Annotated in this window: 31 protein-coding genes and 5 pseudogenes; 24 read left to right on the forward strand and 12 right to left on the reverse strand. The window is 38.6% G+C overall.

Annotation, left to right across the window (positions count from 1 at the left end):
- Nucleotides 1–242 precede the first annotated feature (242 nt).
- Both Q3W56_RS01390 and Q3W56_RS01395 read left to right on the forward strand, forming a co-directional pair.
- A pseudogene (locus Q3W56_RS01390) lies at nt 243–572 on the forward strand (DUF2691 family protein).
- 30 nt (nt 573–602) lie between these two features.
- Entirely contained in the window at nt 603–1,037 is a 435-nt protein-coding gene (locus Q3W56_RS01395; protein WP_302894240.1) for a dUTP diphosphatase, read from the forward strand.
- 590 nt (nt 1,038–1,627) lie between these two features.
- On the opposite strand, the gene Q3W56_RS01400 is transcribed toward Q3W56_RS01395, so the two are convergent.
- Complete coding sequence (locus tag Q3W56_RS01400) at nt 1,628–1,918, reverse strand: hypothetical protein (RefSeq protein WP_302894241.1); 291 nt, start codon at nt 1,916–1,918, stop codon at nt 1,628–1,630.
- A gap of 791 nt (nt 1,919–2,709) precedes the next feature.
- On the opposite strand from Q3W56_RS01400, the gene Q3W56_RS01405 reads away from it, so the two are divergent.
- Nucleotides 2,710–3,549 carry a thymidylate synthase gene (locus Q3W56_RS01405; RefSeq protein WP_302894242.1) on the forward strand — a complete coding sequence of 280 codons (840 nt, stop codon included), beginning with the start codon at nt 2,710–2,712 and terminating at the stop codon, nt 3,547–3,549.
- Between the two features lie 10 nt (nt 3,550–3,559).
- Here the strand turns inward: Q3W56_RS01405 and Q3W56_RS01410 are convergent, their stop codons facing one another.
- The 3 genes from Q3W56_RS01410 to cotC all read right to left on the reverse strand — a co-directional run bounded on the left by Q3W56_RS01410 (nt 3,560) and on the right by cotC (nt 4,884).
- The gene (locus Q3W56_RS01410; RefSeq protein ID WP_302894243.1) at nt 3,560–3,979 is read right to left on the reverse strand and encodes a YrpD family protein; all 420 of its coding nucleotides are present in this window, start codon (nt 3,977–3,979) and stop codon (nt 3,560–3,562) included.
- Nucleotides 3,980–4,077: 98 nt separating this feature from the next.
- On the reverse strand, nt 4,078–4,428 hold the full coding sequence (locus Q3W56_RS01415) for a YoqO family protein (RefSeq protein ID WP_302894244.1): 351 nt from the start codon (nt 4,426–4,428) through the stop codon (nt 4,078–4,080).
- 237 nt (nt 4,429–4,665) lie between these two features.
- Nucleotides 4,666–4,884 carry a spore coat protein CotC gene (gene cotC / locus Q3W56_RS01420; protein WP_019714508.1) on the reverse strand — a complete coding sequence of 73 codons (219 nt, stop codon included), beginning with the start codon at nt 4,882–4,884 and terminating at the stop codon, nt 4,666–4,668.
- A 482-nt stretch (nt 4,885–5,366) separates the two neighbouring features.
- Between cotC and Q3W56_RS01425 the strand changes: the two are divergent.
- Nucleotides 5,367–5,534: pseudogene (locus Q3W56_RS01425) on the forward strand (hypothetical protein); the annotation flags it as partial.
- A gap of 61 nt (nt 5,535–5,595) precedes the next feature.
- Here Q3W56_RS01425 and Q3W56_RS01430 read toward each other — a convergent pair.
- Nucleotides 5,596–6,005, reverse strand: a pseudogene (locus Q3W56_RS01430) (SRPBCC family protein); the annotation flags it as partial.
- 126 nt (nt 6,006–6,131) lie between these two features.
- Here Q3W56_RS01430 and Q3W56_RS20960 point away from each other — a divergent pair.
- The 9 genes and pseudogenes from Q3W56_RS20960 to Q3W56_RS01475 all read left to right on the forward strand — a co-directional run bounded on the left by Q3W56_RS20960 (nt 6,132) and on the right by Q3W56_RS01475 (nt 12,907).
- Nucleotides 6,132–6,391: pseudogene (locus Q3W56_RS20960) on the forward strand (hypothetical protein).
- A gap of 21 nt (nt 6,392–6,412) precedes the next feature.
- Nucleotides 6,413–6,601: a hypothetical protein gene (locus tag Q3W56_RS01440; RefSeq protein WP_268401455.1), complete on the forward strand. Its 189-nt coding sequence runs from the start codon at nt 6,413–6,415 to the stop codon at nt 6,599–6,601.
- A gap of 152 nt (nt 6,602–6,753) precedes the next feature.
- Entirely contained in the window at nt 6,754–7,950 is a 1,197-nt protein-coding gene (gene chrA, locus Q3W56_RS01445; protein ID WP_302894246.1) for a chromate efflux transporter, read from the forward strand.
- 82 nt (nt 7,951–8,032) lie between these two features.
- Nucleotides 8,033–8,295 (forward strand): annotated as a pseudogene (locus Q3W56_RS01450) (Ger(x)C family spore germination C-terminal domain-containing protein); the annotation flags it as partial.
- Between the two features lie 147 nt (nt 8,296–8,442).
- A complete protein-coding gene (locus Q3W56_RS01455) occupies nt 8,443–9,249 on the forward strand; it encodes a hypothetical protein (protein ID WP_302894247.1) in 807 nt (268 codons plus the stop codon).
- 4 nt (nt 9,250–9,253) lie between these two features.
- Nucleotides 9,254–9,874 (forward strand): DUF4166 domain-containing protein, encoded by a 621-nt coding sequence (locus Q3W56_RS01460; protein WP_302894248.1) that lies wholly within the window; start codon nt 9,254–9,256, stop codon nt 9,872–9,874.
- On the forward strand, nt 9,868–11,499 hold the full coding sequence (locus tag Q3W56_RS01465) for a YndJ family protein (protein ID WP_302894249.1): 1,632 nt from the start codon (nt 9,868–9,870) through the stop codon (nt 11,497–11,499). Before Q3W56_RS01460 ends, Q3W56_RS01465 begins: the two co-directional genes overlap by 7 nt.
- A gap of 101 nt (nt 11,500–11,600) precedes the next feature.
- Nucleotides 11,601–11,915, forward strand: a complete 315-nt coding sequence (locus Q3W56_RS01470; protein WP_302894250.1) for a hypothetical protein — start codon at nt 11,601–11,603, stop codon at nt 11,913–11,915.
- A gap of 233 nt (nt 11,916–12,148) precedes the next feature.
- Nucleotides 12,149–12,907: a poly-gamma-glutamate hydrolase family protein gene (locus Q3W56_RS01475; protein WP_302894251.1), complete on the forward strand. Its 759-nt coding sequence runs from the start codon at nt 12,149–12,151 to the stop codon at nt 12,905–12,907.
- 22 nt (nt 12,908–12,929) lie between these two features.
- On the opposite strand, the gene Q3W56_RS01480 is transcribed toward Q3W56_RS01475, so the two are convergent.
- Entirely contained in the window at nt 12,930–13,382 is a 453-nt protein-coding gene (locus tag Q3W56_RS01480; protein ID WP_302894252.1) for a YndM family protein, read from the reverse strand.
- A 180-nt stretch (nt 13,383–13,562) separates the two neighbouring features.
- On the opposite strand from Q3W56_RS01480, the gene fosM reads away from it, so the two are divergent.
- Both fosM and Q3W56_RS01490 read left to right on the forward strand, forming a co-directional pair.
- Nucleotides 13,563–13,985 carry a FosM family fosfomycin resistance protein gene (gene fosM, locus Q3W56_RS01485; protein ID WP_302894253.1) on the forward strand — a complete coding sequence of 141 codons (423 nt, stop codon included), beginning with the start codon at nt 13,563–13,565 and terminating at the stop codon, nt 13,983–13,985.
- Nucleotides 13,986–14,061: 76 nt separating this feature from the next.
- Nucleotides 14,062–14,490: a hypothetical protein gene (locus Q3W56_RS01490; protein ID WP_302894254.1), complete on the forward strand. Its 429-nt coding sequence runs from the start codon at nt 14,062–14,064 to the stop codon at nt 14,488–14,490.
- A gap of 391 nt (nt 14,491–14,881) precedes the next feature.
- Here Q3W56_RS01490 and lexA read toward each other — a convergent pair whose 3' ends face one another.
- Nucleotides 14,882–15,499, reverse strand: a complete 618-nt coding sequence (gene lexA / locus Q3W56_RS01495) for a transcriptional repressor LexA (RefSeq protein WP_019714520.1) — start codon at nt 15,497–15,499, stop codon at nt 14,882–14,884.
- A 149-nt stretch (nt 15,500–15,648) separates the two neighbouring features.
- On the opposite strand from lexA, the gene yneA reads away from it, so the two are divergent.
- The 6 genes from yneA (at nt 15,649) to Q3W56_RS01525 (ending at nt 20,013) form a co-directional block, all read left to right on the forward strand.
- On the forward strand, nt 15,649–15,966 hold the full coding sequence (yneA, locus tag Q3W56_RS01500; protein WP_302894255.1) for a cell division suppressor protein YneA: 318 nt from the start codon (nt 15,649–15,651) through the stop codon (nt 15,964–15,966).
- A 20-nt stretch (nt 15,967–15,986) separates the two neighbouring features.
- The gene (locus tag Q3W56_RS01505) at nt 15,987–16,640 is read left to right on the forward strand and encodes a YneB family resolvase-like protein (RefSeq protein WP_019714522.1); all 654 of its coding nucleotides are present in this window, start codon (nt 15,987–15,989) and stop codon (nt 16,638–16,640) included.
- Nucleotides 16,641–16,703: 63 nt separating this feature from the next.
- Nucleotides 16,704–16,937 (forward strand): DUF896 domain-containing protein, encoded by a 234-nt coding sequence (locus tag Q3W56_RS01510; RefSeq protein WP_019714523.1) that lies wholly within the window; start codon nt 16,704–16,706, stop codon nt 16,935–16,937.
- Between the two features lie 167 nt (nt 16,938–17,104).
- Nucleotides 17,105–19,108: a transketolase gene (gene tkt / locus Q3W56_RS01515; RefSeq protein ID WP_302894256.1), complete on the forward strand. Its 2,004-nt coding sequence runs from the start codon at nt 17,105–17,107 to the stop codon at nt 19,106–19,108.
- A 154-nt stretch (nt 19,109–19,262) separates the two neighbouring features.
- Entirely contained in the window at nt 19,263–19,709 is a 447-nt protein-coding gene (gene sirA / locus Q3W56_RS01520; protein WP_019714525.1) for a sporulation inhibitor of replication protein SirA, read from the forward strand.
- Between the two features lie 85 nt (nt 19,710–19,794).
- On the forward strand, nt 19,795–20,013 hold the full coding sequence (locus tag Q3W56_RS01525; RefSeq protein WP_003221221.1) for a YneF family protein: 219 nt from the start codon (nt 19,795–19,797) through the stop codon (nt 20,011–20,013).
- A gap of 73 nt (nt 20,014–20,086) precedes the next feature.
- Here the strand turns inward: Q3W56_RS01525 and ynzD are convergent, their stop codons facing one another.
- Nucleotides 20,087–20,260 carry an aspartyl-phosphate phosphatase YnzD gene (gene ynzD / locus Q3W56_RS01530; protein ID WP_024121579.1) on the reverse strand — a complete coding sequence of 58 codons (174 nt, stop codon included), beginning with the start codon at nt 20,258–20,260 and terminating at the stop codon, nt 20,087–20,089.
- Nucleotides 20,261–20,479: 219 nt separating this feature from the next.
- Between ynzD and ccdA the strand changes: the two genes are divergently transcribed.
- The 3 genes from ccdA to Q3W56_RS01545 all read left to right on the forward strand — a co-directional run bounded on the left by ccdA (nt 20,480) and on the right by Q3W56_RS01545 (nt 22,204).
- Nucleotides 20,480–21,187, forward strand: coding sequence for a cytochrome c-type biogenesis protein CcdA (ccdA, locus tag Q3W56_RS01535; protein ID WP_087987047.1), 708 nt, complete (start codon nt 20,480–20,482; stop codon nt 21,185–21,187).
- An 88-nt stretch (nt 21,188–21,275) separates the two neighbouring features.
- The gene (locus tag Q3W56_RS01540; protein WP_019714527.1) at nt 21,276–21,635 is read left to right on the forward strand and encodes a response regulator; all 360 of its coding nucleotides are present in this window, start codon (nt 21,276–21,278) and stop codon (nt 21,633–21,635) included.
- Between the two features lie 77 nt (nt 21,636–21,712).
- A complete protein-coding gene (locus Q3W56_RS01545; protein WP_080010291.1) occupies nt 21,713–22,204 on the forward strand; it encodes a CcdC family protein in 492 nt (163 codons plus the stop codon).
- A 30-nt stretch (nt 22,205–22,234) separates the two neighbouring features.
- On the opposite strand, the gene Q3W56_RS01550 is transcribed toward Q3W56_RS01545, so the two are convergent.
- From Q3W56_RS01550 to sspO, 4 genes are all read right to left on the reverse strand, one after another.
- Complete coding sequence (locus Q3W56_RS01550) at nt 22,235–22,663, reverse strand: DUF2621 domain-containing protein (protein WP_003221232.1); 429 nt, start codon at nt 22,661–22,663, stop codon at nt 22,235–22,237.
- Nucleotides 22,664–22,895: 232 nt separating this feature from the next.
- The gene (gene cotM / locus Q3W56_RS01555) at nt 22,896–23,288 is read right to left on the reverse strand and encodes an outer spore coat protein CotM (protein WP_268401472.1); all 393 of its coding nucleotides are present in this window, start codon (nt 23,286–23,288) and stop codon (nt 22,896–22,898) included.
- An 80-nt stretch (nt 23,289–23,368) separates the two neighbouring features.
- Complete coding sequence (locus Q3W56_RS01560; protein ID WP_003221237.1) at nt 23,369–23,515, reverse strand: small acid-soluble spore protein P; 147 nt, start codon at nt 23,513–23,515, stop codon at nt 23,369–23,371.
- Nucleotides 23,516–23,546: 31 nt separating this feature from the next.
- Nucleotides 23,547–23,693, reverse strand: a complete 147-nt coding sequence (gene sspO, locus Q3W56_RS01565) for an acid-soluble spore protein SspO (protein ID WP_003221239.1) — start codon at nt 23,691–23,693, stop codon at nt 23,547–23,549.
- Nucleotides 23,694–23,789: the final 96 nt, after the last annotated feature.

The following is a 23,789-nucleotide window of genomic DNA, read 5'->3' on the forward strand; positions in this document are numbered from 1 at the left end:
TCAACTTCATTTGAAATCATTCAACAGCAAATCTATGATTTACGAGAAGGCTTCATCAATGCCGAAATAACTGCTTCCAAACGTGAAACTGAGGTACTGGCCGGGCTAACTCTTCTTGATAAAGAATTGAGAAACGCCTAACTGAACGTTAGAAGAAATTTCTAAATGGGCAGGGCTGAGAAAATGTGTGAAAGAAGATTGGAATCAATCGGTTCAGAAAATCGTTTAAGTGAGGAGTAAATATGAAAAGGGGAGTTAGTTTTCAGATAATATGGAAATTATCTATGGAGAATACTGCAGACGTTAGATATAGCTAATTATATAAAACAAATCAGTACTATACCATTTTCGTTGAACTGGAAAGACGGTTAATCAAAGTCCAGACATATGAAGAGTTTATTAGCAGTGATTGCGAACTTGTCCTTTTGATTGCAGATAATAGCTATGTTTCGATATACTGTAAAAGCAAAAATGCCATTGAAAAACTTTACTTCAATGCTTTAAAGAATGATTTTGAAGAAGTTCAATTTATAACTGATGAAAACGATACAGGAATAGGTCTTACCGTATGATCATGAAAAAAATGATAAGGAGTAATACATATGACAATACAAATTAAAATCAAATATCTAGATGAAACACAAAAAAGAATCAGCAAAATTGAGCAAGGAGACTGGATTGATCTTCGGGCAGCTGAAGATATAGCAATTAAAAAAGGTGAATTTAAGCTTGTTCCATTAGGTGTAGCTATGGAATTGCCTGAAGGTTACGAAGCACATGTTGTTCCTCGTTCAAGTACTTATAAGAACTTTGGCGTTATTCAAACAAACTCAATGGGTGTTATCGATGAGTCGTACAAGGGAGACAACGATTTTTGGTTCTTTCCTGCTTATGCGTTACGTGACACAGAGATTAATAAAGGGGAGCGGATCTGCCAGTTCAGAATCATGAAAAAGATGCCGGCAGTTGAATTAATTGAAGTTGAGTGTTTAGGGAATGAAGATAGAGGCGGACACGGTTCAACGGGAACAATGTAAGCAAATTTAAAAACCTTGGCTGTTTTCATGCTGTAATCTGACAATGGAGGTTTCAGCCAAGGTACATATAATGATATGTATAAAATGAATATTTAATACGAAGCATTTCATTTTAAACAAACTTTAAAAAGGAAAGCTTTGAAAAAGTGAAATAGTAATGACTAAAGTAGATAAAGATCCTAAAGATGTCAAAGAAACAATTTTTCGGGTGCTTTGCTTTTTTGAAGGTTTATTTAGTTCATGAATAACTTCACCCCATAAAAGCATGGATGCTAAAATTATAATACTAATATACATATCAATGCTCCTTTTTCTTATATTTACGATTTTCGTATTTTTATCGATTTTACCACATTTAGGATTGAGGAGTCGATAAAATAAGCATTTCATAAAAGAATACTTTTATCTACATTTTTGTAAGTAATGGAAGACATGTTCATTAATAATTGAATTTGCAGCAGCCATAACACAATTTCAAATATTGACAAAATGAGACACAAGACTTCACAAAAAAATCTGAGTATCGTCGACTGATTTTATAAAAAAACCCCCGGTATGTCACCGGGGCAATAAATAGAGATTTAAGATATTTAGTAATGTTTTCTATACGATTTGACAAAATCATAGTAATGATCATCGTCATGGTAATACTTTTTGTCGCAATCATAATATTTTTTATCATCATCATGAAACTTTTTGTCGCAATCACGATGTCTTTTATCATCATCATGAAACTTTTTGTCGCAATCACGATGTTTTTTATCATCATCATGAAACTTTTTGTCGCAATCACAATGCTTTTTATCATGGTCGTTATACTTTTTGTAATACGTTTTTTTCAAAGTGTAATACTCTTCTTTATATTTTTTATAATAACCCAATTAAATTCCTCCTTTTATGTTATTCAATATTAATTTATGAAGTTTAAATGATATGGTATGGTCAAATGGACAAAAAATAGTAAAAAGAGGCTTTAAAAAACTTATGAAAACAACACGGATAACTGCTTATCAAAATAAGAGAGGGAGAAAGGCCGTAATTCCTGTAAAATAATAAAGTGTATGGAGAAGATTAATATACGTAAAGAGAGACCTTCTCTAATAGAAATAATATTTGAACGTCTTGGTTAAGATTCAAGCACTCTATGATGTTATTTCTGACGCTGCTTTGAAAGACTTAAAGTAAGGCGTCAACAACGGTCAGAAATAGATGAATGAAGGAATGACTTTCTGCCCAATATCGAAAAAAATGTCGATGATCAAATGAGTGAAATGAGAGGGGATTTGTTTGAAAGTAAGCCCAATTGCACATAGACAAGTGACATTTGATATTAGGTAAAATAAAATGCATTAAACCAGAGGGAGCGAGTGGATGTAATGTGTTTAGACATATCCAATTTGGTATACACCAACACCTCACTATTTAATGTTCATGTGCCTCAATATCTAGTGATTTCTTTATTATAAACGTAGTATGCATCAAACTAGCGGGTAACTATGAGACTATGTTATGAAGAAATACAGGTGTAAAAGAGGAGGCTGACTCTTCCCTCTACACACGTGATTGGAATAAGAATCTCATTTTATCTGCACGTGCTTCGTATTTGCGTTAATATTGTTTTCGTAATAAATTATGCCAAGTAACTGAAAATGAAAGAAGGATATGAATAGTCATGACACAATTCGATAAACAATACAATTCCATCATAAAGGATATTATGAATAATGGGATCTCAGATGAAGAATTTCATGTAAGAACCAAGTGGGACTCTGATGGAACACCGGCTCATACACTAAGCGTGATTAGTAAACAAATGAGGTTCGACAACTCAGAAGTTCCTATTTTAACGACAAAAAAGGTTGCCTGGAAAACAGCCATTAAAGAGTTGCTTTGGATTTGGCAGCTAAAATCTAACGATGTTACTGAATTAAACAAGATGGGTGTACAAATATGGGATCAGTGGAAACAAGAAGACGGCACTATCGGCAATGCTTATGGATTTCAGTTGGGTAAGAAAAACAGAAATCTAAATGGAGAAAAGGTGGATCAGGTTGATTATCTTCTTCATCAATTGAAGAACAACCCATCTTCACGCAGACACATCACAATGCTATGGAATCCAGATGAATTAGATTCAATGGCCTTAACGCCATGTGTATACGAAACTCAATGGTATGTTAAGCAAGGCAAGCTCCACCTCGAGGTAAGAGCACGGAGCAATGACATGGCGTTGGGGAATCCATTCAATGTATTCCAATACAATGTTTTGCAGCGTATGATTGCTCAAGTCACTTGTTATGAGCTTGGTGAATATATCTTTAACATTGGGGATTGCCATGTGTACACACGGCATATAGACAATTTGAAAATCCAAATGGGAAGGGAGCAGTTTGAAGCACCTGAATTATGGATCAATCCTGAAGTCAAAGATTTTTATGACTTTACCATTGATGATTTCAAGTTATTCAACTATAAGCATGGGGACAAGCTTTTATTTGAGGTAGCAGTTTAATGCTGCCTCTTTATTGTTCATTGGATTGAAAGTAAGTAATCCTAATAATAAATTTGTCTTTTACTTCGATGTACGTTTCTTCATTTTTGGCTCCAGCCTTCATGGCAGGCTTCCAGACGTTTTTGTTTGCTGTACTGCCCGATGTCTGCCTCAGTTCCGCTTGTTGCCCTAAAGCCTGAATAAATATAAGGTGTAGAGAACGAGTCCTCAGTTTTACGGTGTCGGGAAGCTTGATTTTAGCTGTAAAAACAGTGCCAATACTGTTCAGATAGGCACGGCCGCCAATGCCTTTAGGCAGCTGGGTCGCTGCTTTAGCGACCTGAGTGTCTGCCGCGGGCAAGCCTGGAATACCCGCTGAAAATGTTCTGAAAAGAACTGCTATTTCTACTGCACCTGCAATCAATATTTTTTTTATTAAAATTTCTCCCAACGCAAAATACTTCATTTTACCAATAAGTTTCATGTTAGATGGTTTATGGGTCAAATATGAAAAACTATATACACTCAATAGATGACAGGATGAGCTCACTAGGGTAACCGATTTGAGATCTTTCTCAAAATAAAAACACAAATGCTTAAAGAAACGATAATCAAAAGAATGTTGGCTATTGTTTCCCAGCCGGTAATGAGGGGATGATCTTTAATAAATGCTTGCCCCTGTAAAATCATAAAAGTACAGATACTGACTAAGAAAAGAAAACAATTACTGAGGATCACCAACGATTTGCGTGTATATGTTTTCAATTCCTCTTTAGCATAAAGCAACAAGAAAACAAAAAAGCTAACATTGGAAATTATTTGTATAACATCAAAATTTTTCATGGTAATTGATATAATTAAACAAAGTACTATGAGATAAAATACTATATTTTTAGACAAAGAATCTCTCCTTTTAAGTATGGCCCTCAAAGAGTTTACAAAAGTTTCTTTAAAACTGCAATACTTGGAAGGAGAACCAGTGGAACTTATATAAACTAATTAAACTATGTACTAAATATTCAATATAATTATAGATTCAGTCATTAAGGAACTTCAGATTATATAGTAGACCAAACAACAAAAAAAACCCGGCATTAGCCGGGTAAAAAGAGAATCGAGGAGATGTTAAGGGAGTTTTTAGTAATGTTTCTTATGCTTTTTATACTCTACTACATAATCATAGTCTTTTTTGTCGTGATCATAATGTTTTTTATCACAGTCACAATATTTTTTATCACAGTCATAATATTTTTTATCATCATGATCATCGTATTTTTTATCATATCCGTAATACTTCTTATAATACGTTTTTTTGACCGTATAATACTCTTCTTTATATTTTTTGTAATAACCCATATTTACTCCTCCTTTATTGTTGATACGCTTTATTATATGGCGAATTGATTGTGCGGCTTGGACAGTTAGAATCATAGAAGAAAAAAAGGGCTATCCAAATCATAGAAAAAGAGGCAGATAACACAAAAACAAAATCAACATAAAAAGCCGATTATTCATCGGCCTAAATTATTTATCTTATATTGTTGTTCTTCCTTATTTTCTGAATCACTTTTTCATACATCTTTAGTCCTGTCCGATGGTCGCTTTTTACATTCTGATAGGCTCTTCCTGCATAACGGTCAAGCGGCATTTATCAGGACCAAATACGAAAAAGTTTACAAATAAAATAACGCGTATTTTTTACTTTGAACATTTTAAAAGCCAGCAGCTGGTGCAATGATATCCCAAGAGTTGATTCATAAAATGGCTGGGCCGAGTATAATGTCCAATGCCATTTGCAAAAAAAGCGGAGAGGTGGTCTGGGTCAAATGTTGAAGCCCTTATATGAGGATGATGCCGGTGACAATCCTGATGATTATGTAGGAGCAAACTATTTTTCACCCGGAGAATGCCACACTTTTATATTTGTTGATGGGAGCAATAACAGGGCAGAGTTCTTTGTTACCGATTACTCTGGTAAATCTAAAACAGTTACGTTCTATGATTGACGAACTCAAACTGGGAAGTATGATCTTTGAAAACAAAGAGAGAGAAACCTATCTCTTTTGTATCTTCGACAGTCTTACTAAGCTGTTCATTTAAATGCCGATCCGGCCTCCATCCATCTTATCGCGGATGATGGAGCTTTTTTCGTTTGCTTTGCCAATCACTTTATTTGGCTCCTTCCAGCTGCTGTGAATAAGGGTAAACCTCGTTTTTTCTCCCAAGTCGTGTAATTAAAAAGTAACGACCCATCAATCTATATTCCACTTAAATGAAAGTTCAGTGGGAACTTGAACAGTCAAAACTTTACAAGGAGACAACCGTTGATTGTAATTCTTGTCTTTCTTTCAGCTGAAAGTCATTGGACATAAACCACTTAGCGATGCCTTCTAAAATGGTACTGTTTCCCAGACTTTCTGAATAGATGCCTCTAGGATAATGTTTTTCGTTATTATCGCGATTTTGATCAATTTCATATTCCTCTTACATATGATGTTTTTTTGATTACATCATATAATAACTAATAAGATCATGCCATGGGTTTGTTGATGAACACTGTATCAGTCCCATCCAGTTGGGTCTGTTTAAGGAGAGTGCTTTTCATGTACGAGAAAGAAAATACAGTGAGAGAGTGGAAAGTGTATCTTTTCGTCTTTTCATTCATGGTTGTTTGTGCAGTTGCAATTGTTATTTTTGAACCGAAAATTCTGTCCAGCCAAATTGTTTTGTGGGATTTGATGCCTTCATCAGTTTTGTTTTATTAGCCAATGTGCTGTTTTTCTGGAGGAGGAACAAACGTATAGCCTATGTTTCGGGAGTTTTAGCTATCATCAATTTGTTTATGGTCATATCTCAGGTTTAATTTAAAACAGGAGGTTTTTTTATGCTTGGAAACATTAAAGCAGCCATTGATAACAGTCCGGGAAAGCCGGCTAGAATTATAGTCAGTGAAAAAACGTTTCAGCAACTAGAGAAAGAGATGCGTTTTGTTTACGTTCCCAAACCGAAAACGATAATGGGAATACCTGTGGAAGTGTCAGATCAGGAAGAAAGCTTCAAGCTTGAATTTTAATCTATTCTTAACCGCTCATGTTGAGCCTTTTTAATATAATAAAGTTAAGTTTTGTTATCATTTTAAATAAGCGCTTGCAAACATGTTTCATTTTTTTATACTTAAGTGGAGTATTTCAGCTTTTTTAAATGCTGAGAACATGGGAGGGAGCAATGCACAAACATAAGCGTTACAGCTTTAAAACTCTGATAGAAATATTAATGGTTTCAACAAGACTTGGGGTTACATCATTCGGAGGTCCCATTGCTCATCTGGGCTACTTTTATGAAGAATATATTCGCAAAAGAAAATGGCTGGATGAAAAAAGCTATGCTGATTTGGTTGCTTTGTGCCAATTTTTGCCTGGACCGGCGAGCAGTCAAGTTGGGATTGGGATTGGAGTTATGCGTGGCGGGTTACTTGGCGGTATCGTTTCATTTCTCGGCTTTACACTGCCCTCTGTATTGGCACTAATCATATTTGCACTTTTATTAAAAAGTACCGATATAGAGCAAGCCGGCTGGATTCATGGTTTGAAAATCGTGGCGGTTGCAGTTGTTGCACATGCTATAACAGGAATGGCTCAAAAACTGGCACCTGATGTTAAGCGAAAAACGATTGCTTTGTTTGCATTGGCTGTTTCGCTTTTATGGCAAACTACGTTTACCCAGGCAGGTATTATCATCATATCAGCAGCGATTGGTTTTCTGTTGTTTAAAGAGTCTATCGACAAAAAGGAATCAGCATTCCATTTTCCTATTTCTAAGACATTTGGGACTGTGTGTCTTTCATTATTCTTCGGATTGCTTTTTCTTTTGCCTGTTCTGCGAGAAACTTCAGATTTGCGCTGGCTTTCTATGTTTGACAGTTTTTACAGGGCAGGTTCCTTGGTTTTTGGCGGGGGACATGTTGTATTGCCGTTACTGGAACAGGAATTTGTACCAGCTGGAATGATCAGCAAAGAAGCATTTTTAGCAGGATATGGTGCAGTACAAGCTGTGCCGGGGCCTTTATTTACTTTTGCTGCCTATCTAGGTGCAGTCATGGGCGGCTGGCAGGGCGGAATGTTAGCTGCCATTGCCATATTCTTGCCTGCGTTTTTGCTGATTTTAGGTGCGTTGCCCTACTGGGATGTTTTGCGGAGGAATTCCAACCTAAAGGGAGCTCTTGCAGGAGTGAATGCAGCGGTAGTCGGAATTTTAATTTCAGCTTTTTATTTTCCGATTTGGACAAGTGCGATTTTGAATCCGATTGATTTTGCGTTGGCGGCTTTATTGTTTAGTATGCTTGCTTATTGGAAGCTGCCTCCTTGGGTGATTGTCGTCACCGGTGTAATTGGCGGCTTTCTTCTGAACCATCTTTACATTTGACTTCTTTAAAGCATGATGAAGACATTCATCAGGCTTTTTTTATTGGGAAAAAAAAACGAACACGGGAAAAATAATCCTATGAAACTGGAATACAAATGAGGCGGTGGACACTCAGTTTTTAAAACGTATGGAAACAAATACTGAAAACGAAGGAAAGAAATTAGTCAGTAATGTATTAAAAATTCAACATGAATATAAAGCAGATGTTGCGGGTTTTGATGAATCTTTAAGGCTTGAGCATCCGGACTTATGGAAAATAATTGGGGTGATACCTTCAGTAAAATTAACATCACGTACAGCGTAAACGCCAAACTTACTCATTATAGAACGGTTAAAACACAGTGATGAATCAAATAGATACAATAAGAAGGCAACTATCTCTTCTTTTTCTTTGCGTATTAGAATTCATATACTTTTTTTGGAGGAAATGGATTTTCTGAATGGTCAATATGCTAATATAGGAATTGCTTCTAATTGAAGGGAGGAGGAGCTGTGAAACAGAAACCGATTTATGTAGAAATTGAAATGAGATCCGATCTGGATAAGCTTTGGGAATATACACAAAACCCATCACTGCATAGGGAATGGGACCTCCGGTTTTCAAATATCACGTATTTATATAGGCCGCCATACGAAAAGCAGAAGTTTCTTTACGAAACAAGGATAGGCTTTGGATTAAAGGTATCGGGTACAGGAGAAACAGTCGGTGTTTTCGACAAATCGTCATCTGCAAGAGTTTCCTCACTGGCTTTTGGCTCTGATCATCCGTTATCTCTAATTCAGCATGGCAGCGGGTACTGGAAGTATATACAGCAAGACAACGGGAATTTGACGTTTTTAACGCAGTACCAATACAAAACAGCCTACGGGCTGCCGGGAAGATGGATCGATCGTTTATTATTTCGGCCGCTTCTCGGCTGGGCGACTGCATGGAGCTTCGATGTTTTAAGACTTTGGATTGAGCAAAATAAACATCCGAAATACTTCATTCGATCTGCTATTGTCTATGTGTTCATGTGTCTGTTTTTCAGTCTATTTTGGAGTTATCAAGGTTTTACAGGTTTTGAAACAAGCATTTTGGCAGGAACAGCGGATATAGGATTGGGTATATTGTGGCTGATTCCATTAAAGAGAAAATGGATCATTCATGCTGTCCAGGCTTGTCTCTTTGCCGGATTCGCTATTTTAGGCTCCGAAATAGTATTGTGGATACTGTTGAGTGTGTTTTCTGCGGCAAGCGGCATTGTTAGTCTGCAACTCCCTAGTGCCAGGAACACAAAACGAAAGAGAAAGAAGTGACATTGTGAGTTCGATTTATGAAAAAACAATCAAGAACTATCATTTGCTGCACCCCAAGCTGCAAAAACGATATCAATTAGACGAGTCTCATACATTCAGCGGGACAGGAACGATGTCAGAAATAAGCGGAGGCACTTTTCTGGTTAGAATGCTTCTAAAGCTGGGGGTTTTTTTCAGGTGTTTTTTTTCAGAAAGAGGCAAAGACATCCCTTTTACGATACAAAATAGAGCTTGTCTAATGAATCGGGAACATACCGGGATAGAATGGAATCGTACATTTTTCTTTAAAGGCAAAAAACGTTACTTTGATGCGATTATGGTATACGACGAAAAAGAAGATAGGGTACTTGATTTCTTCGGCAAACCTCATGTTTTGCTGTCTGTTTTAGCGTTCGAGGCATCTGCTGAAGGCTCTCTTACGATTACATCGGGAAAGCAATGGCTGTTGATAGGAGGAAAAAGAATAGCGCTCCCAAAATGGCTGACCGGTACATCCGTTGTTTGCGAAACGTTTGACGAAAGCAAGAATTGCTTCACCATACAAGTGCATGTCCAAAATACAATACTCGGCACCCTTTTCTTTTATCATGGAATGTTTCAGGAAGAAGAGAGAGAATCATGCTAAAACGAAATGGAATGATCAGTGGGCTTTGCTTTATAGGATATCTTGCAGCGGAAGCACCCCATATATCAGTGGCAGAGGCACTTGTTTTGGTATCCATTCTTTTTTTCGTGCCGGGAATTTTTCCTTTTGTCTTTCATCAATCGCAGCTTCGGTCTGCTCAATCTCTAGAATCTGGGTTGATAAAGTGCTATCCGGCTGCCGCTTTTTTTGCGGTACTGGCTCTTGTGACAGACATCGGAGGGTTCGCGCTAATCTGGTGGATATACACAGCTTTTGTGGCTCTGTTTGCGATCCTTCGCCTCTGGGAAACAAAGATACATAGAATCGAAGAGACATCAGTTTTGTTCGGGCTTATCTATTTGGCGGGAGGAGGTTTTTGGTTTTTTGCTTATGCTGCACATTTGCAGATCATGCAATTTGCCCCTCTTATCATTTTGCTGACTGCTGTCCACTTTCATTATTCAGCCTTTCTGATCCCAATCTTTAACGGCTTGCTCGGGAGAATTACCAGGAAAAATCGGATGTTGTACAGTTGGATAACATGGGTGATTTTGTTATCACCCCTTCTGATTGCGCTTGGTATCACATATTCAAAAACACTTGATGTCTTTGCGGTTGCCATCTACATGGCGGCACTTTATCTGCACGCATTTTTGGTGTTCACTACAGCTTTTCACCGCAAGACGGGAACATTTCTTATTCGGCTTTCTTCTGCCGTTCTACTGATAACGATCTCTTTCTCGATGATTTATTCATTTGGTGTATTTCGGCAAAACGTCACATTGACCATTAATCAGATGATTTGGATACACGGTTTTGTTAACGCATTTTTTGTTATAGTGCCTGCTCTCATAGGATGGAGAATAGTAGCTCCGAAGCCTTTTGATGCAGACAGCGTAAAGACATTCAGCCGTATATACGGAAGAAGAAGGATTGGAACAAACTTTTTAGCTAACATTCAAGCTGAAAATAACGTTCAGTACAGAGGGCTTGTGGATGATATGGGAAGCCTTCGAGCAAAAAATTTTTCGCCCGAAAAACTGGCACCGTTCATTCTATCGTTTTATGAACAAACCATAAATTATGATGTAAAAGCAAAAGTGGCGTGGAGCACGTGGTTTCGGCCGCTTGCAATGGTTTACGAATGGTTCAGCAGAAGAACCGGCCAAATACATCTGTCGACGAACCCTGACTGGTATAGGATGTACAGTACGATAAAGGGTGTTCATTCGAAAAAAGACGGAAGAGAAAAAGTGCGTGCCTGGATCAGAACAAATGAAAAAAACGAAACCATTTTTACCGCTCTATATTCAGTGTATCGTTCAAATGGAGAAGGGTATATGAACATTTCTCTACCGCTTCCATTCAGCAGTATGACAGGCATTTTAAAACCTTATCATCATCATGAGAAGCTGGTTTTGACAAGCAGGCGGAGAAAAAGCAGGGCCGGAGATGAGGGGATTTATCTGCAAACAAGTGCAGGGACTTGTCCGCTTCCTTTATCTGAAACCTTTCTGATAGAAGCTATGCAGGACAACAAATTAACCGCTGTTCATCACATGTGGCTGTTTGGAATAAAATTTCTAACTGTACATTACATCATTACATATTGTCCGCCCAAATGAAGAACCTAACACAAAGAAGAGGATTCGTCAGCCAGCTGCTTAGTGAGTAGATCAGCGACATTTTAATTCTGCGCCGCATCTAGACGGGAAAGGAAGGATTAATGATGTTTTATATCGGTTGTTTTCTGATCCTTTGGCTGGCTGCGGGATTTATAGTGGGAATGAAACAAGTGTATGTCGATCAGCTGTTTGATAAAGGCGTAACCGAAAGATTGGAAAAAGAAGCGGGTGATCATGCGCACGCTGACCGGAGGATCAAACAGCGTGTCCTTTACATTGCAACAGTGACATTAAGCGGGTTTATCGCTGTTTATGATGAAGTGAAAACTATCCCGCAAAGGCGAAAAATAAGAAAGATTGAAAAAAACCTTATGGAATTGAATAAAGAAATGAAACAAAGAATGAAACGAAAATAAAAATGCACAGGCCGAAGGGCAGGTGCATTTTTTTCTGTTTGATATGGGAATTGGGTAAAAGGCTGTTGGTGCCAACTTACTTTTCATAAATTCAGAAATAGGAAGAACAGCGCCCGGGCTAATGGTATATAATATTGTGAATTTAACAAAAATTTAACAAGGAGGACGAGAATTTCGTGCTAAAGCCTCAAAGAAACCGACATCCTGTAAATTTGGACTTAGAGGCGGAGTAGATGAAACCGGCCAAAGTATCCCTGCTCCGCCGTTTGCTCCATTCCTTGAAGCATGTTGATTGTAACATAACCAAACGTTTTCCATCAACTCCTAAAATTGTAAGATTGTTGTTTATTTTTATGGTGTTTGCTCCGATTTCTTCAATATATGCTGAAGATGTATATCAGAATTTTGAGGAATTAAAAAACAATGAAGATCCTTCTGATTACGGCATTGTTACGAAACAAACGTGCAGCCCTGTTCTTGTTTTAGCCATTCACGGAGGAGGTATAGAGGGCGGGACAAGTGAAATAGCGAGAGAACTCAGCAAAGAGTACTCGTTGTATTTATTTGAAGGCTTAAAATCGTCAGGAAACTCGGTGCTGCATATTACGAGCACGCGTTTTGATGAGCCTCGGGCCCTGAAAATGACGGGAAGTCATGAATATGTCATATCATTGCACGGATATGCAGAAGAAGATCAGCAGATCGAAGTCGGCGGTACAGATCGCGTAAGAGCGGCAGATTTAGTTAAAAGACTGCAAAATGCCGGTTTTCCTGCGGTACTGCTCGGTATGGATCATCCGCACGCAGGTGTAAGTCCGAATAACATCGCAAATAAATCAAAAACAGGTTTGAGTATCCAGTTAGAAATGAGCACTGGTTTTAGAAAATCTTTGTTCGGCATTTTTTCTTTAAAGAGCAGATCTGTCACTCAAAATGAGAGGTTTTACGATTTTACAGAAGTGCTGTCCCGTTTTATCAATAATAGCTACTGAAAAATAGGAGGCGTTTAGCCTCCTATTCCTCGTGATTCTCCTTCGTAACGTCAGGAAACAGCTCGTCTGCGGCTTCTATTTGATACTGCAGAGTGTTATCCCTGGCTGACAGTTCATTTCGAAAGGTTTCATCCAGCACATTTTTTAGCAAATACCGATGAAAAAAGTATTCAAAAACAGTAAGACAGGCAGCGGAAAGTAGAGCAGCTGCAAACGGTGGGAAATCATTTCTTGTTTGGGTTAAAACAAAGACCCAAAGAATAACGAATGAAAGTCCAAAGTCAGCCAATGAAGCTGTAATATTGTTTGTTCGCGGAAGGACGAGCATGTCACCGGATAGATAGGAAACAAAACCTAGGAAAAGTGCTATAAACATCACACTTAAAAAGGGCGCGTGATAGACTCTGTCCAATATCACATATAAAAGGGCAAAAGTGAAAGCAACCTTTGAAGCAAGAGCAATGATATGTTTCATTTAACCACCTAAATTGTTATTTTTGAAGAAAACCCTTGGCTGTAAATGAATGACAAAGAACATTCACAGTCATTAGTGTAAACAATCCGATGTTGTTTACACTGGTATTTTTTGCTGACTGAAACTTTTTTGGGAAAAAGTCGTACATATGGATGATCAGCTTTCAAGGGGGAATGATTTGTGAAGGTAAAAGGAATCAACCATTTATTATTTTCAGTTTCTCATCTGTATACATCGATTGATTTTTATCAAAAAGTATTTGATGCCAAGCTTCTGGTAAAGGGAAAAACAACAGCATATTTTGATTTAAATGGCATATGGCTTGCGCTTAATGAAGAACCTGACATTCCGAGAAATGACATTAAGGCGTCTTATACCCATATTGCATTTACTATCGAAGATCATGAGTTTGAGAAAATGTCAGCGAAATTAAAAAGGCTTCATGTCAATATTCTGCCGGGCAGAGAACGAGATGAACGAGATCGAAAATCAATTTATTTTACCGATCCAGACGGTCACAAATTTGAATTTCATACAGGAACCCTTCAGGACAGGCTTCGTTATTATAAACAGGAGAAAAAGCATATGGATTTTTATGATTGAAACAACCTCTTGGTATTACACAGAACATGTACATAAATCTTATGAAAGGTTAAAATATGGAAAAGAAAGGATGTGATTGAAAATAAAAATCTTGGGCTTAACAGCAGTTTTGATGTGTTTTTTCGGCATTGGCAGTACCCACGTGTCAGCTTTAGATTTTGATCACAAAACAAACTTTATTTTAAATGACAGCACAAAATCGTTTGTTCTGGACAATATTAATGATGTTCCGGCGATCGACTATATTTTAGGCTATCAGTTGACGATCTTGGGAGCCAATACTTGCTCAGTTGAGATTAAACTTCAGCGAATGAGGCTTACGGGAGAATATACCACGCTGAGCACGAAGCAATTCAGCGGAAGCTGGTTTGATTTTAGCGCTCAGGATAAGGTTTCTATCGATCCATTTCACCGATACCGTATATTTGCAGAAGAACACTCAGAAAACTGCACAAGTGTTCGGGTAAAGGGCAGTTATGGTGTACAGTATTTACAATTTGATTGAAGCTCACGTTGATCAGGAGAGGTGAGCTGTTTTTTTTAGATTATGTTGAACTAAGTTTACTGTATACTAAATTTTCATTAAATTTCAATGTCGCGCTCCATAAATATACATGAAGCCGCGCTATTCCACGCCCTATGAGAATGAAACATTTTTCAAGAAAATAACGTCTAATATTTTAAACAACAATAACCTGATAAAAGTTTCCTGAAGGAAAGAAAATTTCTTGACTTCAACAATTATCCGGTGGATAATTATGGTGTAAACATGATGTTCTTTTCCCCTCCTATTCAGGCTCGCACCCAAAAGCCAGGGCGAGCCTGCTTTTTGTACAATAAACCCCCTCTCCGTAAAGGAAGAGGGGGTTATTTCATGCATTTGATAGATTAATAGGTTAATGGACGGTTCTGAACACGCCAATCACTTTCCCTAGAATACTGACATTCTGCAAGATGATAGGTTCCATCGTTGGGTTTTCAGGCTGTAAGCGAATGTGAGTATCCTCTTTATAGAAACGTTTAACCGTAGCTTCATCATCTTCTGTCATCGCAACTACAATTTCCCCGTTGTTCGCTGTATTTTGCTGTTTAACGATGACATAATCCTTATCGAGAATACCAGCATCAATCATGCTGTCTCCCATGATCTCCAACATAAATACATGCTCGTCCGGAGGAACCATACGATCAGGAAGCGGAAAATATTCTTCAATATTTTCTACTGCTGTAATAGGAGATCCCGCCGTGACTTTCCCGATGACGGGTACATTAACGATCTGACTTTGCGGAATGTCTACTTCTTCATCAAGGATTTCTATTGCTCTAGGTTTTGTCGGATCCCGTCTAATCAGCCCTTTTGTTTCCAAACGGGCCAAATGGCCGTGGACAGTTGAGCTGGACGCAAGCCCAACAGCCTCTCCGATTTCTCTCACGGAAGGCGGATATCCTTTTGATTTTACCTCTGCTTTAATAAAACGGAGGATATCTAGTTGCCTTTTTGATAGCTTCGTCATTTTTTGCACCTCAAAACGTCGATTTTAAGAAGATTATAGCATGATTTTCCTTACAGTACAAACATAGGTTCGAAAAAACAATTGACAGAAACGTTTGTTCGTATATACTGAAATTATAAAAAGGCGAACAAACATTCCTGTTGGAGGTTATGAGCATGAGTAAAGAATCTATTATTTTTGTTGGTCTATTCTCAGTGATTTTGAGCGCAGTTATCCTTTTGCTGTCATATACAAGCAGCGGTCAGGACCTTAATCAGTATGCTAAAATAGAAGTCCAGCAAGGCGACACACTTTGGTCAATTGCTGATCAGGTTGCAGATACAAAAAAGATAAACAAAAACGATTTTATTGAATGGGTAGCTGATAAAAATCATCTGCAGACGTCTGATATCCAGCCGGGAGACGAGCTGGTGATCCCATTGAAAAAAAAACATCAGGATGCATATGAATTAGCAACTGTAAGATAGAGAGGAAAGATAGAAAAAAAATGAAAGCACTCATATATGCCCGCGTAAGCACAAATAAAGAACAGCAGGAAACCTCATTAAAGCGGCAGGTGGAGGAGCTAACAGCCATTGCAGCAGAGAACGGCATGGAAGCCGTCAAAGTGATTTCTGAAAAAGCCAGTGGATACGAAATGGATCGGGACGGTGTATTTGAACTGCTGGATGAGATCAAGAATTCGGGTATTGATGTTATTTTGGTTCAGGATGAGACTAGGCTCGGTCGGGGAAATGCAAAAATTGCCCTGCTCCATTGTATCTACAGAGAAGGTGTGAAAGTCTATACAACGGCTCACAGAGGTGAATTGGAGTTATCGGAGGCTGATTCTATGGTGCTGGAGATCGTCAGCATAGTGGAAGAGTATCAGCGCAAAATTCACAACATGAAAATCAAGCGGGGAATGAAGCGTGCAGTAAAAAATGGCTTTAAACCGCAAAAAAACTTGAAAAACCAACATGAAAACAGCGGAAAAGATAGAATAGAGGTCCCAATCTCAGAGATTGTCCGCCTAAGAGCGAATAAACTGACGTTTGCAGAAATTGCGGCAACGCTAAGAGGGTTTGGCTATGATGTGTCTAAAGCTACCGTCCACCGGCGGTATCAAGAGTACATAGAGAATGATGAGACAGCCGAGTGAATAGGTTGTAAAACTCTTTTTGATCTAGTACTATATAGACAAAATGCAATAAAGGAGTTTAACATGATTTCAAACGCTAAAATTGCCAGAATTAATGAACTTGCTGCTAAAGCCAAAGCTGGCGTTATAACAGAAGAAGAAAAAGCCGAACAGCAAAAGCTCCGTCAAGAGTACTTAAAAGGTTTTCGCTCATCTATGAAAAACACGTTGAAAAGTGTGAAAATTATTGATCCAGAAGGCAATGATGTGACACCAGAAAAGCTAAAAAAAGAACAAAGAAATAACAAACTTCACTAATATGAGAGGAATACGGAAATATCGTATTCCTCTTTTGCATATACTATGAGCAAAACTCTTATGTGACAAAATTCAACAAGTTTCTCTCGAATTTAAGCTGAAACAGTTGAGAAAAAGTCGTCAGACATTTATGATGTAAGGGTACAACACATAGGAAGGGGATTTTTATGGATACAATTGAAAAGAAATCAGTTGCTACCATTCGCACACTCTCAATAGACGCTATTGAAAAAGCAAATTCTGGTCACCCAGGAATGCCAATGGGGGCTGCTCCAATGGCATACACGCTGTGGACAAAATTTATGAACGTAAGTCCGGCAAACCCTGGCTGGTTTAACCGTGACCGTTTTGTTTTATCTGCTGGACACGGATCAGCACTTTTATACAGCATGCTTCATTTAAGCGGGTTTGATCTTAGCATCGAAGATCTTAAGGGATTCCGCCAGTGGGGCAGCAAAACACCTGGACATCCAGAATTCGGGCATACTGCCGGTGTGGATGCCACAACAGGTCCGCTCGGACAAGGAATTGCCATGGCGGTCGGAATGGCTATCGCTGAACGCCATTTAGCGGAAACTTACAACCGCGATTCATTTAACGTAGTCGATCATTATACATACAGTATTTGCGGTGATGGTGATTTAATGGAAGGCATTTCTTCTGAAGCCGCTTCACTCGCAGGCCATCTTCAGCTTGGCCGTCTGATCGTATTATACGATTCTAATGACATCTCTCTGGATGGGGACCTTGACCGTTCATTCTCTGAAAACGTGAAACAGCGTTTTGAAGCAATGAATTGGGAAGTTCTTTATGTTGAGGATGGAAACAACATCGAAGAATTAACAGCAGCTATCGAAAAAGCACGCCAAAATGAAAAGAAACCTACATTAATTGAAGTGAAAACGACAATCGGTTTCGGTTCACCTAACCGTGCCGGCACATCCGGTGTTCACGGAGCTCCGCTTGGTAAAGAGGAAAGCAAGTTAACAAAAGAAGCTTATGCGTGGACATATGAAGAAGATTTCTACGTACCGGCAGAAGTATATGAGCATTTTGCTTCAGCGGTTAAAGAATCAGGAGAGAAAAAAGAACAGGAATGGAATGCTCAATTCGCTAAATATAAAGAAGTTTATCCTGAACTTGCTGAACAGCTTGAGCTGGCAATTAAAGGAGAGCTTCCGAAGGACTGGGATCAAGAGGTTCCTGTTTATGAAAAAGGAAGCAGCCTGGCATCCCGCGCCTCTTCCGGTGAAGTTCTCAACGGACTTGCGAAAAAAATTCCATTCTTTGTCGGAGGATCTGCTGACCTAGCGGGATCAAACAAAACGACAATTAAAAATGCCGGTGATTTTACAGCGGTTGATTACTCAGGCAAAAATTTCTGGTTCGGTGTTCGTGAATTTGCGATGGGCGCGGCCTTAAATGGTATGGCGCTCCATGGCGGACTGCGTGTATTCGGCGGAACTTTCTTTGTCTTCTCAGATTACCTGCGTCCGGCGATTCGCCTTGCAGCGTTAATGGGTCTTCCTGTCACTTATGTCTTCACACATGACAGTATTGCGGTAGGTGAAGATGGCCCGACGCACGAGCCTGTTGAACAGCTTGCTTCACTCCGTGCGATGCCTAATCTTTCCTTGATCCGTCCTGCAGACGGAAATGAGACAGCCGCAGCATGGAAGCTTGCAGTGCAAAGCACTGAACAGCCAACAGCGCTAGTGTTGACACGCCAAAACCTTCCAACGATTGACCAAACAGCTGAAGAAGCATTGGCAGGAGTGGAAAAAGGTGCATATGTCGTTTCTCAATCTAAAAACGAAACACCTGACGCTCTTCTTATCGCTTCAGGATCTGAAGTAGGTCTTGCGATTGAAGCACAAGCTGAATTGGCAAAAGAAAATATCGATGTTTCTGTTGTCAGCATGCCTTCAATGGACCGTTTCGATAAACAATCTGTTGAATACAAAAACACTGTCCTTCCTGCAGGTGTGAAAAAACGTCTTGCGATTGAGATGGGCTCATCATTTGGATGGGGCAAATACACAGGGCTTGAAGGAGACGTGCTCAGCATAGACCGATTCGGTGCATCTGCTCCTGGCGAAACCGTCATCAATGAATACGGCTTCTCAGTTCCAAACGTAGTGAGCCGAGTTAAAGCATTAATCAATAAGTAAAAGTCTTTTAAAGAGGATGAGTCAAATCATCCTCTTTTTCTTGTTTATCCGACAAAAATAGTATTGGCTGTTAAACAGTAATAGACAATTCTTTCTTTTCTTCTTTTGTATAATAGAGAGCAAATGAAATGCTGCTGGAAAAGGGGATGAAAAGATGGAACGTCACTATTATACGTATCTGATTAAAGAGGAGTTTGCTAATCACTATTTCGGGCGGGAATCGGTTATGTTTGAGCTGTTTCAAGACTATCATTGGACAAGCCTGACAAAGCAGCAGTATGAAATGACAGAGAAACAGATTCAATATATTACACAGCCTATTCCGATTTTACATATGCATCAGCGGTTAAAAATGAATTTACACAATACGGATTACAGACAGCTGGATTATATTTATAGATTAGCTTTGCCGAATGCAAAAGGCCACGCGACGTTTATGATGAAGGAGCACATGATAGAATTAGTGGCTTCGGGGGATTACGAGGCAGAAACGATTTTCTTTGAAGTGTTGAGAAAAGTAAGCCCTTGCTTTCTGGCTATGGATTTTAATTCGAAGCGTTATGGATGGCTAAATCCGGTGAAAGAAAGAAATTTTGTCTAAAACCAAAGAAAAAGAGATGTAAATGTTGTATAATAGCTTTTGGTTTAGTACACTTTAAACTAGACAACATGAAGGAGGAAATAAAATGACTTTATGGGTTGGCATCCTAGTGGGCGTAGTTGCATTGCTCATAGGTGTTGCACTCGGGTTTTTTATTGCTCGTAAATATATGATGAGCTACCTTAAAAAGAATCCGCCTATTAATGAACAAATGTTACGTATGATGATGATGCAAATGGGAATGAAACCTTCTCAAAAGAAAATCAATCAAATGATGAAAGCCATGAATAATCAAACGAAATAATACGTAAAGATTATGATATAGAGAAACATGGTTATAAAATAAAAAACCCTTATACGGGTTTTTTATTTTGCAATCATTCATCACCCGCTACTGCTCTAAGGCGCTGCTTTTGATATTGTATGAGAAGATGGTCAAGCTCCTGACTGAGCTCTATCGTTATATGAGATGTCATTCCGTTCGCCATGACAATTTGCAGCAGCTCTGCTCTTTTTTTTTCAATTTCATTTAATAGATGCTCTCTAATCACAGGGATGTATCCTTTCATACATTAGATCTTCAAAGTGAATGTTTATATTATATCCATATTTATACTAATTTTCAAATGAGAAGGAGTACAATATCTCAATGTCAAATTAAATTATATAAGTTTTTTCTGAAAATAGAAATCCTTCAAGTGAAAGTGTTAAAAAAATGAAATGATTTTGTCATAACTTGAAGGAATGTCAAATCATGAAGGGATGATGACATGGGAGACGTGAATTATTTTTTGACATTCGGAGCGGGGTTTTTATCCTTTATTTCGCCTTGCTGCCTGCCGCTTTACCCAGCTTTCTTGTCATATATTACAGGGGTCAGTATGGATGATGTGAAAACAGAAAAGCTGCTGCTACAGAAAAGAAGCTTGTTTCATACTTTGTGTTTTTTGCTTGGCTTTTCAGTCATTTTTATCGCTTTAGGCTATGGAACATCTTTTGTTGGCAGCCTGTTTAGGGATTATCACGATGCGATACGGCAAATTGGCGCGTTGCTTATTATTTTGTTCGGCTTTATTACGCTCGGTGTGTTCCGGCCTGAGGCTATGATGAAAGAGCGGAGAATCCATTTTAAGCATAAACCAAGCGGGTTTTTAGGTTCTATCTTAATTGGAATGGCATTTGCGGCGGGATGGACGCCATGTACCGGTCCGATATTAGCTGCTGTTATCACACTTGCTAGCACAAATCCAGGCTCAGCGGTACCGTACATGATGTTATATGTACTCGGCTTTGCTGTTCCGTTTCTTTTATTGTCTTTCTTTATCACAAAGCTGAAGTGGATAAGAAAGAATCAGCTTTTGATCATGAAAGCAGGCGGCGTTTTGATGATTGTGATTGGTGTGCTGTTATTCTTTAATTGGATGAGCCTAATCATTATTTTGCTGTCTGATCTTTTTGGAGGATTTACTGGTTTTTAACCATAAATCACTTTCGTACTACTACCAGTCCTTTTGTTTTTGGTACAATAAGACTATTATCTGTGGAAATCGATTGTTGGAGGGGAATATGACAAGAGTTTTAGTTGTAGACGACGCCAAGTTCATGAGGGTGAAAATCAGAGAGATCTTGGAAGAGGCAAATTACATAATTGCAGGCGAAGCGGCGGACGGTGAGCAAGCAGCGGACCTGTATAAAAAACTGCGGCCGGACATCGTGACTATGGATATTACAATGCCGGTGAAAAACGGCATTAAGGCGCTTCGTGATATCTTAACCTTCGATCCTAAAGCGAAGGTCATCATGTGCACCGCCATGCGCCAGCAAAGAATTGTAACGGAGGCGATTGAGTTGGGAGCAAAGGACTTTATTGTCAAGCCGTTCGAGGAAACAAAAGTGTTAGAAGCTATTAGCCGCGTTATGGGATAGTAACGTCATTTCCAAAATGGTTTTTTTTATTATTTTGGAGTATAGTATATAGTATCAACACTCCTAGAAACAAAGGAATGATAAGTATGATGATTATAGTTTCATCGATTATTGCTGTGTTAATGGCTGTAGCTGTGATGGTGATCAGAATAAAGTCCTCTGACAAGCCCGTCTCACCGAAAAAAATCATTCTTCCGCCGATTTTTATGAGTACGGGAGCGTTAATGTTTTTATTTCCGGTATTTTGGGTCACTGGTGCAGAGTTTTTAGAAGCGATCACTTTAGGCGTGATTTTCTCAATTTTTCTCATCAAAACGTCTAAGTTTGAAATTAGAAATAATGAAATTTACATGAAACGTTCTAAAGCATTTGCATTTATATTAGTCGGTCTTTTGGTGATCAGAATCGTGATGAAATCGATCTTGAGCACAACAATTGATTACGGCGCACTGAGCGGAATGTTTTGGATTTTGGCTTTCGGTATGATTGTACCGTGGAGAATCGCCATGTATTTATCATATCGAAAACTTCATAACGAGCTGCAGTCAGCTAATATTCAAATGAATTAAAAAACCTTTCCTTCTATCAGGAAAGGTTTTTTATTTGAGAAGGGTCTGATAAGGTTCGAGATCAATTTTTTTGTCCTGCAGATGTCTTTTTAAGAAGGTATGGTCTCTTTTAGGAGTTGCGAGAATATAACCTCTGATCATTAGTTGCTGATCAATCTTTGATACCTTTTCTTCTAATGCAAGCTCACCGATTTTACCTGCAATTTTGGCTTTTGCTGCATCTCTGAACAGCTCCGGAACCGGCGAAACCAATTCGTTAAGAAATTGTTTGTTTTCATTGCTCCACAAATGCATGCTGTTTTCGATATAGTAATCCTGCCAATCAAGCTCTGACCTTCCGTCTTCTTTCGGTAAACGCTTTAAAAACTTTCGAAACATAAAGAAACCGCCGATTGATAATAAGACAACCATCATGATCACCCAAAACAGAATAAACCACAAAAACCAGCCTTCCAGCATTAATCATTCCCCCTTATTCTAACCATATTGTATACGAAGAGAGATTAGAAGAACACAGTAAAAAAAGAATAGAAAAAAGTGATAGACGTCTAGTCAAAAGAGATAGTAGATCATATTCTATTGTATAGTGAATCTGCTATTTGGCCATGGGAGAGTCACTAGAGGGTATTTGACGATAAATGGACGGAAAAAAAGTCACTTTCATAATAGGGGATGAAAGTGACTTTTTATATTAACTGAGAGGAAATTGAAGAGAGAAAGAAGAACCATCTCCTACTTCTTTATTGACGGCAACTGTGAGTATTTGATTTTCGCATTCGGTTTGAATGGTTTTGTCATTAAAATAAAAAGGAAGCCTTATTTGTTTTTCAAAAGTCTGCCCTGACGATTTGACTGTTAAGATGAACTCGCAGCCAGACAGGGTAACCGTTACTTGTGTCGGCTGTAAAAAAGTCAGATCGGCTTCGATTATATACTGCTGACTTGTTTCATATAAATCAATAGGCAATGTTTCGTCGTACCAGGCGAAGGGGTCTTCAAACAATTGCCGAAGCCATTCATCCATACTATCGAAATCATTAGCATCATTACGTTTTGAATGGGTCATGGAAGCATTCCTCCACATATCAACCTTGCTTTACATCATATGCGGATTATCAGAAATGGGTGAACGCATCAAAAAACAGACACTAAGGTCTGCTTTTCTTACATATCATGGCTTGAGTTGTGCTTCTGTCTTGTGTGGTTTCGATTTTTCACTTTTTTGCTTCCGCTGAGAGGCTCCGGCTGACCCGGGTTGTGTCCTTTAGGGGCGTTTTTATGCATATCTTTACTTGTATTTTTATTGGTCATATCATGAGAACCTCCTTAAAAGAGTCCGGTGTTATTGATTGGTTTTTCTTTTCTTATTATTTTGGCGTTCAGCTTCAGTTAGTACAAGCTGGTCGTTTTCAACGTAGCCGGCGCCTTTGCCTTGGCTTTTCGCGTCATTCATTCCGTTGATTACGTGATTCGCTTTTCTTTTGACCATCATTATCACCTCAATCTTAATATGGCTCCTTTTGTTGTGTTATATGAGGGAGCATAAACAGTAATAATTACCGGTACATTTGTCCGATAAGCCGAA

Origin of the sequence: Bacillus sp. C28GYM-DRY-1 (assembly GCF_030519405.1) — a bacterium.
Classification (GTDB): Bacteria; Bacillota; Bacilli; order Bacillales; family Bacillaceae; genus Bacillus; species Bacillus spizizenii_A.